Source organism: Blastococcus saxobsidens DD2, from assembly GCF_000284015.1.
GTDB lineage: Bacteria > Actinomycetota > Actinomycetes > Mycobacteriales > Geodermatophilaceae > Blastococcus > Blastococcus saxobsidens_A.
In genome coordinates this window covers 2,430,796-2,442,715 of record NC_016943.1, presented here as the reverse complement: position 1 = coordinate 2,442,715, position 11,920 = coordinate 2,430,796, and the positions used below count along the sequence as shown (strand labels likewise).

General features: G+C 71.7%; 12 protein-coding genes. 10 read left to right on the top strand and 2 right to left on the bottom strand.

Translation table 11 applies throughout. From position 1 onward, the window contains the following. The first annotated feature begins 14 nt into the window (after positions 1-14). Both fdxA and BLASA_RS11515 read left to right on the top strand, forming a co-directional pair. Positions 15-347, top strand: a complete 333-nt coding sequence (gene fdxA / locus BLASA_RS11520) for a ferredoxin (protein WP_014376314.1) — start codon at positions 15-17, stop codon at positions 345-347. Continuing rightward, positions 344-862 (top strand): gamma carbonic anhydrase family protein, encoded by a 519-nt coding sequence (locus tag BLASA_RS11515; RefSeq protein ID WP_014376313.1) that lies wholly within the window; start codon positions 344-346, stop codon positions 860-862. The genes fdxA and BLASA_RS11515 overlap by 4 nt, the downstream gene beginning before the upstream one ends. Positions 863-868: 6 nt before the next feature. Here BLASA_RS11515 and BLASA_RS11510 read toward each other — a convergent pair whose 3' ends face one another. Continuing rightward, on the bottom strand, positions 869-1,582 hold the full coding sequence (locus tag BLASA_RS11510) for an SDR family NAD(P)-dependent oxidoreductase (protein ID WP_041775727.1): 714 nt from the start codon (positions 1,580-1,582) through the stop codon (positions 869-871). Positions 1,583-1,660: 78 nt separating this feature from the next. On the opposite strand from BLASA_RS11510, the gene BLASA_RS11505 reads away from it, so the two are divergent. From BLASA_RS11505 to BLASA_RS11495, 3 genes are all read left to right on the top strand, one after another. Further along, on the top strand, positions 1,661-2,578 hold the full coding sequence (locus tag BLASA_RS11505) for an LLM class F420-dependent oxidoreductase (protein ID WP_014376311.1): 918 nt from the start codon (positions 1,661-1,663) through the stop codon (positions 2,576-2,578). A 73-nt stretch (positions 2,579-2,651) separates the two neighbouring features. Beyond that, entirely contained in the window at positions 2,652-3,800 is a 1,149-nt protein-coding gene (locus BLASA_RS11500; protein ID WP_014376310.1) for an acyl-CoA dehydrogenase family protein, read from the top strand. 333 nt (positions 3,801-4,133) lie between these two features. Next, a complete protein-coding gene (locus BLASA_RS11495; RefSeq protein WP_014376309.1) occupies positions 4,134-5,165 on the top strand; it encodes an ornithine cyclodeaminase in 1,032 nt (343 codons plus the stop codon). Here BLASA_RS11495 and BLASA_RS11490 read toward each other — a convergent pair. Continuing rightward, entirely contained in the window at positions 5,148-6,068 is a 921-nt protein-coding gene (locus BLASA_RS11490) for a LysR family transcriptional regulator (protein WP_014376308.1), read from the bottom strand. The genes BLASA_RS11495 and BLASA_RS11490 overlap by 18 nt on opposite strands. 191 nt (positions 6,069-6,259) lie before the next feature. Here BLASA_RS11490 and BLASA_RS11485 point away from each other — a divergent pair, with 191 nt between their 5' ends. The 5 genes from BLASA_RS11485 to BLASA_RS11465 are packed head-to-tail and all read left to right on the top strand — an operon-like array spanning position 6,260 to position 11,906. Continuing rightward, on the top strand, positions 6,260-7,012 hold the full coding sequence (locus tag BLASA_RS11485; protein ID WP_041776409.1) for an amino acid ABC transporter ATP-binding protein: 753 nt from the start codon (positions 6,260-6,262) through the stop codon (positions 7,010-7,012). Positions 7,013-7,056: 44 nt separating this feature from the next. Further along, the gene (locus BLASA_RS11480; protein WP_051004956.1) at positions 7,057-7,938 is read left to right on the top strand and encodes an amino acid ABC transporter permease; all 882 of its coding nucleotides are present in this window, start codon (positions 7,057-7,059) and stop codon (positions 7,936-7,938) included. Between the two features lie 55 nt (positions 7,939-7,993). Beyond that, positions 7,994-8,968 carry a transporter substrate-binding domain-containing protein gene (locus tag BLASA_RS11475; protein ID WP_014376305.1) on the top strand — a complete coding sequence of 325 codons (975 nt, stop codon included), beginning with the start codon at positions 7,994-7,996 and terminating at the stop codon, positions 8,966-8,968. A 2-nt stretch (positions 8,969-8,970) separates the two neighbouring features. Continuing rightward, a complete protein-coding gene (locus tag BLASA_RS11470; RefSeq protein WP_014376304.1) occupies positions 8,971-10,239 on the top strand; it encodes an amidohydrolase in 1,269 nt (422 codons plus the stop codon). A 29-nt stretch (positions 10,240-10,268) separates the two neighbouring features. Further along, complete coding sequence (locus BLASA_RS11465) at positions 10,269-11,906, top strand: amidohydrolase (protein ID WP_014376303.1); 1,638 nt, start codon at positions 10,269-10,271, stop codon at positions 11,904-11,906. Positions 11,907-11,920 lie beyond the last annotated feature (14 nt).

The following is an 11,920-nucleotide window of genomic DNA, read 5'->3' as shown; positions in this document are numbered from 1 at the left end:
GAGGAGACCTCCCCGTGCCCTACGTCATCGGCTCCGAATGCATCGACACCACCGACATGTCCTGCGTGGAGGAGTGCCCGGTCGACTGCATCTACGAGGGCGACCGGAAGCTCTACATCAATCCCAAGGAGTGCATCGACTGCGGCGCCTGCGAGCCGGTGTGCCCGGTCGAGGCCATCGCGCAGGACCGCCGGGTGTCCGACGAGAACGAGCCCCACATCGCCGACAACCGGCGGTTCTTCGTCGAGCCCCTTCCCGGGCGTGACGCGCCGCTCGGCAGCCCGGGCGGGGCGTCGAAGGTCGGCAAGATCGGCGTGGACACCGAACTCGTCGACGAGCATTCGTGAGCGTCTGGGCCCTCGACGGGATCGCCCCCACGATCCACCCCACCGCCTGGGTGCATCCCGACGCCACGGTCATCGGCCGGGTCGAACTCGGGCCGGAGGTGAGCGTCTGGCCACAGGCCGTGCTGCGCGGTGACTACGGGGAAATCCGGATCGGGGCGCGGACGTCGATCCAGGACGGCACGGTGCTACACACCACCGCCGAGCACCCGACGGTCATCGGCGCTGACTGCGTCGTCGGGCACCTGGCCCATCTCGAGGGCTGCACCGTGGGCGATCGCTGCCTGATCGGGTCGAACTCGGTGGTGCTCAATCGCGTTGCCATCGGGGACGGATCACTCGTGGGCGCCGGTGCCCTGGTCCCGGAGGGCACCCTGGTGCCGGCGGACTCCCGGGCGCTCGGTGTTCCCGCGCGCGTCCGCGACGGCGCGGGGATCGCCCAGCAGATCGACCAGGCCGTTCCGCTCTACGTCGAGAACGCCCGGCGGTACCGCGCCCACCTCGTGCAGGTCGGCTGACCGCCGCTACCGCAGCCCGCCGGTCACGTCGATGACCGTGCCGGTGACCCAGCAGGCATCCGGGCCGAGCAGGAACGCGATGACCGAGGCGATGTCGTCGGCCTGGCCGAGGCGACGGAGGGCCGGAGCCTTGGCCATCGCCTCGATGGCCTCCTCCCCCGTGGTCGCGCGCAGCTGCGGGGTGTCGGTGGCGCCCGGCCGGACCGCGGTGACGCGGATGCCCTGACGCCCCAGTTCCTTGGCCGCCACACGGACCGCGGCCTCGGCGGCCGCCTTGGCCATGACGTACGAGGTCTGGCGGGCCGGAGCCAGCTCCGCGGCCACGGAGGAGACCACGACGACCGCGCCGCCGTCGGGAAGCCGGCGCCCGCTCTCCTGCAGGGTCAGCGCCACCGACCGTGCATTGAGGGCCCACGCGTCGTCCAGTTCCTCGACGGTGAGGTCGCGCAGGCGGGTGTACGTCCAGGCCCCGGCACAGTGCACCACTCCGGCGAGCTCGGTGCCGGCGGCCTCGAAGGCCGCCGCGACGTCGTCGGGACGACGGACGTCGCACCGGACCGCCCGGACGCCGGGACCGAGATCGGCGCACATCCACTCGGCTCGCTCGGCACCGGTGTGGTACGTGAACACCACCGGCGTGCCCTCGGCGGCGAGACGACGCACCACCGACCGCCCGATCCCGCTGCTCCCGCCCAGCACGAGCACCGTCCGCTGTCCCATCACGCCAGTCACTCTACTATTTCGCTGGCGAGCTGTAGTCTCTGCGTAGCAAGTTGCCCGCTCGAGGAGACGATGCAGATGCGTGCGGTCCTGACCCTGAGCTTCGACCAGCGCGCCGTCGCCACCGAGGCACGTCACGCCGAGGACGCCGGCTACGACGGTGTCGCCGTGGGCGAGCACCTCTTCTTCCACGGGCCGCACCCGAACGGCTTCATCGCGCTGGCGGCGGCGGCCGGAGCCACGTCCCGCATCCGGTTGCTGAGCTCCCTCACGGTGCTGCCGCTGTATCCCGCCGCGATCGCGGCGAAGCTGGCGACCACCCTCGACCAGGTCTCCGGCGGGCGGTTCGACATGGGCGTCGGCGTGGGCGGTGAATACCCGCCCGAGTTCGTCGCCGCCGGCGTGGACGTGACCGACCGCGGAGCCCGGACCGACGAGGCGCTGGAGCTGCTCGCGGCCCTCTGGAACGGCGGCCCCGTGGAGTTCGACGGCCGGTTCGCCCGCGTGCCCGGCCTGCAGCTGGCACCCGGCCCCGTGCAGCCGGGCGGCCCGCCGATCTGGCTGGGCGGCCGGAGCCCGGCCGCCGTCACCCGGGCCGGCCGCTTCGGCGACGTCTGGATGCCGTACATGTACTCGCCGGAGCAGGTGGCCTCCAGCCTCGCCGAGGTACGCGCGGCCGCCGAGCAGGCGGGGCGGGACCCCGCGGCGGTCCGCGGGGCCATCTTCTGCTGGGGCGGAGTGGATCCGGATCCGGCGCGGTCGCGCCAGGAGGTCGTCGACGGGGTCGGCGCGGTGTACCAGCAGGATTTCGACCGTCTCGCCGACCGGTACCTGCTGCACGGTGACCCGGACCGGGTGGCCGCACGGGCGCGGGAGTACGCCGACGCCGGCGCCGAGACGCTGATCTTCTCCCCCGTCGGCGAGGGCGGCCGCCGGCAGGAGATCGTCGACCTGTTCACCCGGTCCGTGCTGCCGCAGATCCAGCGGCTGCCCTGAGGAGATCCATGCCCGAACCGGACGACACGGGAGCAGCCGTCGCCGTCGTCGGCGGCGGGCAGCGGAGCTGCCCATGAGCATCGCCGCTGACGACCTCGAGGAGATCCGGCAGCTGGCCCGGTCGGTCGCGACCGGGCGCATCGCCCCCTTCGCATCCGCCGTGGACGAAGCAGCCCGCTTCCCGACGGAGGGCTACCAGGCCCTGGTCGAGTCACAACTGCACGCCGTGGTCGTCCCCGAGGCCTACGGCGGCGTCGGCGCCGACGCCCTCACCAGTGCCGTGGTGGCCGAGGAGATCGCCCGGGTCTGCGCCACCACGCAGCAGGTGTCCGGGGCCAACGAGCTGTTCGCCTGGCCCCTGCTGCTCGCCGCCTCGGAGGAGCAGCAGCGGCGCTGGCTGGCGCCGATCGCCGCCGGCGAGGCGCTCGGTGCGTTCGCCCTCTCGGAACCGGACGCGGGGAGCGACGTCGCATCGATGACCACCCGCGCCGAGGCGACGGACGAGGGCTGGCGCGTGCGCGGCACCAAGCGGTGGATCACCAACGGCGGGGTCGCCGACTGCTACGTGCTCTTCGCCGTGACCGACCCCGAGGCCGGCAGCCGCGGGATCTCGGCCTTCGCGCTGGAGAGGACCGACGCCGGGCTGTCCTTCGGCGCCCCCGAGAAGAAGATGGGGCTGAAGGGGTCCCCGACCACGGAGGTCTACCTCGACGATGTGCCGCTGCCGGCCGACCGGCTGATCGGCCGGCCCGGCGAGGGGCTGCGGATCGCACTGGGCACCCTCGACCGCACCCGCACCGGGGTCGCCGCACAGGCGGTCGGCATCGCCCAGGGAGCCCTGGACGTCGCGGTCGACCACGTCTCCCAGCGCCGGCAGTTCGGCAAGGTCCTGGCCGAGTTCCAGGGGCTGCAGTTCATGCTCGCGGACATGGCCGTGGCCGTACGCGCCGCCCGCCTGCTCACGCATGCCGCCGCCGAGGAGATCGAGGCGGGGGCTCCGACGATGGGCGCATCCGGCGCGGCCGCGAAGTTGTTCGCCTCCGACACGGCCATGAAGGTCACCACCGACGCCGTCCAGCTGCTCGGCGGCTCCGGCTACGTCACGGACTTCCCCGTCGAGCGGATGATGCGCGACGCCAAGATCACCCAGATCTACGAGGGCACGAACCAGATCCAGCGCATCGTCATCGCGCGCGATCTGCTGAACCGCACGCAGGGCTGAACGCCGCACGGACCACGCCCGGACGTCCCGGTGACCTCCGGCCCAGGTGGCGAGGTCGTCCGCCGAGTCGACAGCAGGGCATCGCGATACCGATCGTGCATGCCGCCACGGCATGTCCCTGCCAGCAATTCGGCATTGGACTGCCCGGACGCGCCACTCCAAGCTTGCACCTGACACTCCCCCCGTGGTCCGGCCCCTGCTCGGATCGCCGGCACCGATGTACGTCTCGGTTGCGGCCGACAGGGGATCGAACAGGCGGCCCGCGCGCTCCGCTCGGAGCGATGTGCGGCCTTCGGCACGGCCGGCTACGGACGTCCAGAGGAAGGCACTGACATGACCGAGTTCGTCGGCGTCCACGACATGGTGCGGTGGATAGCCGCCGCTGGAGCCGAACCCAACATCGCCGGGATGGCCAGGTACGTCCGGAATGACTTCCGTCGCTGGGAATCGTTCGACAAGACGCCCAGGGTGGCCAGCCACACGCCTTTCGGCGTCATCGAACTGATGCCCACCAGCGACTCGGTGAGCTACGCGTTCAAGTACGTCAACGGTCACCCCTCCAACCCGGCCCGCGGTTTCCAGACCGTCACCGCCTTCGGAGCGCTGGCGGATGTATCCACCGGCTACCCGGTGTTCCTCGCCGAGATGACGCTGCTCACCGCACTGCGGACCGCGGCGACCTCGGCCGTCGCGGCCAAGGCTCTGGCCCGTCCGGACTCGCGGCGCCTGGCACTGATCGGAGCGGGTAGCCAGGCGGAGTTCCAGGCCATGGGGATGCGCAGCGCGCTCGGCATCGACCAGGTCACCGTCTGGGACACCGATCCGCTCGCGATGGACAAGGTCGCGCGGAACCTCGAGCCGCTCGGCTTCGACGTCACCGTCGCGACCTCTGGCCGTGAGGCGGTCCGCGCAGCCGACGTCGTGACCACCTGTACCGCCGACAAGGCGCGGGCGACCGTGCTGCCCCTCGACTGGATCGAGCCGGGCATGCACATCAATGCGGTCGGCGGCGACTGCCCTGGCAAGACCGAACTCGACCCGGAGATCCTGCGTTCCGCGGGGGTGTTCGTCGAGTTCACACCCCAGACCCGGATCGAGGGTGAGATCCAGGCCGTGGAGCCCGAGTTCCCCGTCACGGAGCTCTGGGAGGTGCTCGTCGACCGCCGTCCGGGCCGAGCCTCCCGCGACGAGGTGACCGTCTTCGACTCGGTGGGCTTCGCGATCGAGGACTTCTCGGCGCTGCGATACCTGCGCGACGCCGTGCGCGGAACTGCCTGGGTCACCCACATCGACCTGGTGGCCGAGCCCGAGGATCCCAAGGACCTGTTCGGCATGATCACCGCGCTGTCACCGATCGGGGTGTGAGGTAGGGGTCCAGCGTGCCGCCTGACCCACCGTGGCCAGGAAGGACCCGATCCGGCGGGCCATGGACTCGATGACCTCTGCGGCGAAGTGGGTCGGGTCCCAGGCGGCATGGAGGACGATCTGCAGCGGCTCGCCGGACGCGCCGGGAGGAGCGATCCGCAGGCTCCGAGCTCCGAACCGGGGCAGGTCCGTGGTGACACCGACCCCGCGCCCGGCTGCCGCATGGGCTTGGATGACGCGGCCCACCGCGCACTCCGTCACCTCGCCGAAGGCCAGGCCGGCCCGCGCCACTGCGAGGTCGAGTTCGACGCGGGACACGTTGTCCTGCGGTAGCAGGAACAGGCGTTCTTCGACGAGTTCGGCAAGTTCCACCGTCCCGGACCGCTGCGCCCAGGGATGGTCCGGCGCGACATGGGCACGCAGCGGCACTGCGCCGATGCGGAGATGCGCGAGCGAGCCGGTCACCGACGCCGGTGAGATCGCGAGGTCGGCTCCCGTCTCGAGAGCGGCATAGGCGCGCGTCGTGGACACCTCGCGCACCAGCACCAGGGGTTCCTTCCGGCCGAGGGTGCCGAGGAAGGGCGCCAGCAGCTCGGTGATGGTCGCCGCGGGTGCCGCGACCAGGAGCCGGTCGAGCACACCCTCGGCCAGATGCCGTGCGGCGGCCCGCGTGCGGTCGGCGTGAGCCATGAGCTCTCGGGCGACGGGGACGAACTCCCGCCCGGCGGGGGTGAGCGCCAGCCGTCCGCGCGCCCGGTCGAAGAGCCGGATGCCCAGGTCCCGTTCGAACTGGAGCAGCTGACGGCTGAGCGCTGGCTGCGCGATCCGGATCTGCTCCGCGGCGGCGGTCACCGTGCCGGCGTCGACGACGGCGAGGAAGTGCTCGACACGACGAAGGTCCACGTGACAATCCTATGCCGCATTGGCATGGAGGCGACGCCGAAACAGCATTGGACTGTCTGACGTGTTCGCCATCACTCTTCCTCAACGCAGTCGAGCGGGGCGCCGGCCCCGGTAGGACAGGTGGCATCGTGGTTCAGCCGACAGAGACGAAGGCCCGGCCCGACCGGGCGGAGTCGACCGAGACCGCTCCCATGGTCTCCTTTCGCAACGTCTGGAAGTCCTTCGGGGCCATCGAGGTCCTGCGCGGCATCGACCTCACCATCGAGCGCGGCCAGGTGGTCTGCGTGATCGGCGCATCGGGCTCCGGCAAGTCGACGATGCTCCGCTGCGTCAACGGTCTCGAGGAGACCACCGACGGCGTCATCGAGGTGGGCGGCGAGCTGATCGGCGTCCGGCTGCGCGACGGCCGCCGCTACGAGCTGTCTCCGCGCGAGGCCGCCGCTCAGCGCCGGCACATCGGCATGGTCTTCCAGCAGTTCAACCTGTTCCCCAACCGGACGGCGCTGGAGAACGTCATGGAAGGGCCCGTCGTCGTCGCCGGCGTTCCGCGCGCGCGAGCCCGGCGTCGTGCCGAGGAACTGCTGGCCCGGGTCGGCCTCTCCGACCGCGCCGGCATGTACCCGCGCCAGCTCTCCGGCGGGCAGCAGCAGCGCGTCGCCATCGCCCGCGCCCTGGCGATGGACCCGCAGTTGATGCTCTTCGACGAGCCCACCAGCGCGCTGGACCCCGAGCTCGTCGGCGAGGTGCTCGGCGTCATGAAGCAACTGGCCGAGGCCGGTATGACCATGATCGTGGTCACCCACGAGATGACCTTCGCCCGTGAGGTCGCCGACCGCGTCGCCTTCGTCGACGCCGGCCGCATCGTCGAGTACGGCACGCCCGCCGAGGTCTTCGGGCATCCCACGCACCCCCGCACGCGTGAGTTCCTGGCGCGCGTCCAGTGAGCGCCCGCACCGTTGCCGAGACCCTCCCGTCACCCGGAGCCGCCGTGAGCACCGCCGTCCCCACCGCGACCGCACCCGCCGGCACGGAGCCCACACCCCCGAATCTGGCACTGGTCCGGCGCAAGCACCCGTGGCGGTTGGTCAGCTACGGGCTGCTGGCGGTCATCCTGGCGATGCTGGCCAGCAGCGTCGTCACCAACGAACGCTGGCGCTGGGATGTCGTCGGCGAGTACCTATTCGACGAGATGGTGCTGAGCGGTCTGGTGACGACCATCGTGCTCACGGTCGGTGCCGTCGGCGTGGGCCTGGTCCTCGGCTCTCTCATCGCCGGGATGCGGCTGTCCTCGAGCCGGGTGCTGTCAACGATCGCCGGCTGGTACATCTGGTTCTTCCGTGGCGTGCCGGTCATCGTGCAGGTGATCTTCTGGGTGTACCTCGCCCAGCTCTACCCGGTCATCTCCCTGGGGATTCCGTTCGGTCCCGAGTTCCTCTTCTTCGACACCAACCTGCTGGTCGCGCCCGTCGTGGGCGCAATCATCGGACTGAGCTTCAACGAGTCGGCCTACCTCGCGGAGGTGCTCCGCGGTGGTATCGCTGCAATTCCACCCGGCCAGCTGGAGGCGGCCCGCGCGGTAGGCATGACCCCCGGCCAGATCCGTCGCCGGGTGCTCGCCCCACAGATTCTGCCGGTGGTCATCCCGCCGTTCTTCAACAATGTCATCGCCATGACCAAGACCACGGCCGTGGTCATCCTCGCGTCGGTCACCGACCTGTTCTCCGCTGTCATGGAGATCGGTGCCCGCAACCTGCAGCAGACGCCGCTGCTGCTCGTCGCGACCTTCTGGTACCTCGTGCTGACCGCAGCACTGACCCTGTTGCAGATGGGCATCGAGCGGCTGGTCGCCCGCTCGGCGACCCGCCGCTGACCTCTTCCAGCTCCACGCACCCCTCCCCCCTGCTCCGCTCCCGAGGAGTTCTGCCATGCGCACGTCCCGTACCTTCCTGACCCGTCTCCTGCCGCTCACCCTGGCGGCGGGCCTGGTCGCCGCCTGCGGCGCCCAGGTCGAGGATCCCGAGTCCGCGGCAGCCGCGGCGAACACCTCCGCTGCCTGCGACGACCCGGACATCTCCGGCGACCCGTTCGCCGCACCCGAGCTGCTCTCCCTGCAGGCCGACGAGGCGCTCGCCGACCAGGTGCCGGCCGAGTTCCGGGACGAGCCACTGGTCGTCGGCGTCGCCCCGGACCTGCCGCCGATCAACTTCGGAAAGGACGGCGAGCAGCGCGGCTACGAGGCCGACCTGCTGCGCGCTGCCGGTCAGCTGGCCGGTGTCGAGGTCGTCTTCCAGCAGAGCCAGAACGCACTGCAGGAGTACGGCGCCGGGCAGGTCGACGGCATCGCCGGCGCGTTCACCGACACCCTGGAGCGTCAGGAGCTCGGTGACTTCATCGACTACAGCACCGGCTCGCGTGCCGCGTTGACCCAGAAGTGCAACCCGGAGGGCATCGAGAGCACCGAGGACCTCTGCGGCCTCGAGGTCGTCGCCGCCGTCGGCACCGTGCAGCTCGCTCAGCTGACCGATGTGGAGACCCCGGGTTCGCTGCTCACCCTGTGCGAGGAGGCCGGCCTTCCGGCGCCGATCCCGGTGCAGGCGGACACCAGCGTCTCGGCGATCACGTCCCTGACCGCAGGCCGCGCCGACGCCCTGGTCACCGGTGAGCCGATCGCGATCAACGCCGTCAAGCAGTCGGAAGGAGAGCTCACGATCGCCTACGTCGAGGAGCTCCCGGTTCCGGTCGGCGTGATGCTGAACAAGGACCTCTCCGGGCTCACCGAGGTCCTCGCCCAGGCGTACCAGCAGCTGGTCGACGACGGCACGTACGCCGACATCATGAACAGCTACGGCATCGAGTACGGCCTGCTCGACACGATCACCATCAACGGCGCGACGAGCTGACCGTGACCCACACCCCGCCGGCGGACGGCGCCACCCCGACCGTGAGCGCCGTCGTCCGCGACACGATCGACGGCGCCGCCGCCGGCCTGGTGCGACTCAGCCACCAGGTGCACGCCGCCGCAGAGCTCGGGTTCGCCGAGCACCGCTCGGTGGGGCACGTCCGCGACCTGCTCGCCGCCTCCGGCCTGGATGTGGAGGTCGGCTGCCACGGGCAACCCACCGCCTTCCGGGCGATGGCCGGGTCCGGGATGCCCCGGGTGGCGATCCTGGCCGAGTACGACGCACTTCCCGGTATCGGTCACGGGTGCGGGCACAACGTCATCTGCGCCACGGCTGTCGGCGCGTTCCTCGGGCTCGCGCCGCACATCAAGGGGCTCGGCGGCTCCGTCGTCCTGCTCGGCACCCCGGCCGAGGAGAACGGCTCGGGCAAGGAGCTCATGGCCCGAGCCGGGGCGTTCGACGACGTCGACGCGGTGTTGATGCTGCACCCGTTCGCCGGCCCCGACATCGCGGACTTCACCGCACTCGGCTGCCGGGCGGTCGAGGTGACCTACCGGGGGGTGCCTGCGCACGCCTCCGCCACGCCGCACATGGGGCGTAACGCACTGGACGCAGTCGTGGCCGCATACCAGGGGCTGGCCGCGCTGCGCCAGCACATGCCGCAGACCGATCGGGTGCACGCGATCATCACCGAGGGCGGCACTGCGGTGAACGTGGTGCCGGCCCTCGCCCGTGCCACGGTGATGCTGCGATCGGCCACCGTCGAGGGGCTGCTCGAGCTGACCCATCGGGTGCAGGCGATCCTCGACGGCGCCGCCCAGGTCACCGGCACGGTGCTCGAGGCCGCGTGGGATCCGGTGCCGCCCTACCTGCCGGTGCGCACCAACACGACCCTCGCCGGGCGCTACGCCGCCCACGTCACCGCCCGGGGCCGCACAGTCGTGCACCCCGACGGCCTGCCCAGCGGCGGCGGCGGCTCGACCGACCTCGGCAACATCAGCCTCCGGGTGCCCGCGATCCACCCCATGCTGGGCATCGCACCGGCCGAGGCCGGCATGCACACGGCAGCGTTCGCCGAGCACGCCGCCGCTTCCCCGGCCGATCGGGCCGTGGTCGACGGTGCGATCGGCCTGGCGCTCACCGCCGTCGACTACCTGTCCGACCCCGTCCTGCGCGCCGCCGTGGCGGCCGAGTTCGCCGCCGCCGGCGGCCCGGTGGACGTCGCCGCGCTGCTGGACACCGTTGCCACACCCGCTCCCTCGCCGGCCTGACCCGGCACGACCCCGAGGACTCCGCTTCCGTGCTGCTCGACGCGCTCTACGTCAACGGCCGTTTCACCACGCTGGACCCGCAGCGGCCCACCGCCACCGCCATCGGCGTGGTCGGCGGGGTCATCGTCGGCCTCGACGAGGAGTTGGACGGCTGTCAGGCCGAGCTGACCGTCGACCTCGCCGGCGCGCCGGTCGTCCCCGGGCTGCACGACGCCCACCAGCACCTGTCCGCGCGCGGCCAGGAGTTGCAGATGTGCGACGTGTCGCCGGCGGCGGTGCGCACCCTGGACGACGTCTACGCCGCCGTCGGACGGCACGCCGCCACGCTCGCTCGGGACGCCTGGGTGCTCGCCACCGGCCTGGACGTCGGCAAGCTCGACGACGCCCCCACGCGGGAAGGCCTGGACGCGGTATCCGGCGGGCGGCCGGTCTGGGTGCTGCACGCCTCCCACCACGCCGGCATCGCGAGCACCGGGGCGATCCGCCGGATCGGTTTCGCCGATCCTCGGCAGCTCAGCGACGTCGATGGCGGCTGGATCGAGCGCCGTCCGGACGGCGACCCCACCGGGCTGATCACCGAGCGAGCGATGACGCTGATCTTCGAGCACGTCCGGCCGCAGCCGTTCGAGGAGTTCGTCGAAGCGATAGGTCTGGCCAGCCGGGCCGCGCTGGCCGACGGACTGACCAGCGTGACCGAACCCGGGATCAGCGGCCGGATGATCGGGAACAGCGCCAGCGACCTGGCGGCGTTCATGATCGCCCGTGACCGGGGCCTGCTCGGTGTGCGGATGACCCTCATGCCGGAGATCTCCGCACTGCACGAGGTCGACGGCGACACCCCGCTGGGGCTCGACCTCGGCCTGCGCAGCGGACTCGGCGACGACTGGCTGCGGATCGGAGCCGTCAAGATCATCAGCGATGGGGCGCTCACCGCCCGCACCGCGGCCCTGTGCTGCGACTACGCCGACCGTCCCGGCGGCCGCGGCCTGCTGCTCGACGACGCCGGGGTGCTCACGGAGCGGATCCTGGCCGCCCACCGCGCGGGCTGGCAGATCGGCACCCACGCGATCGGCGACGCCGCCGTCGAAGTCGTCCTCGACGCCTACGAGCGGGCGCAGCAGCTGTACCCGCGCACCGATCCCCGGCACCGGATCGAGCACTGCGGCCTGACCAACGACCGGCAGATCGAGCGGGTCAAGCAGCTCGGCGTCGTACCGGTGCCGCAGGGCCGGTTCGTGACCGAGCTCGGCGACAGCTACGTCACCGCGCTCGGGCGCGAGCGCGCCGAGCTGCTCTACCGGCAGCGCAGCTTCCTCGACGCCGGCATCGAGGTGCCCGGCAGCTCCGACTGCCCCGTCGTCGACGGCTCCCCGCTGCTCGGCATCCACTCACTGGTCAACCGGCAGCTGCCCGACGGGACGGTGCTCAACCCGGCCGAGCGGCTGACTCCCCTGCAGGCGCTGCGGACCTACACCCTGGGCTCGGCGTACGCCGACCACTCCGAGCACCGCAAGGGCACGCTGTCCCGCGGCAAGCTCGCCGACTTCGTCGTCCTCTCCGGCGACCTGCTCGCCGTGGCCCCCGGGACGATCGGCGACCTGTCGGTCGTGGCGACCGTCGTGGGAGGCGTCGTGCGCCACGGCGCGGATCTGCTGACCAGTCGCTGACCGGCGGACACCAC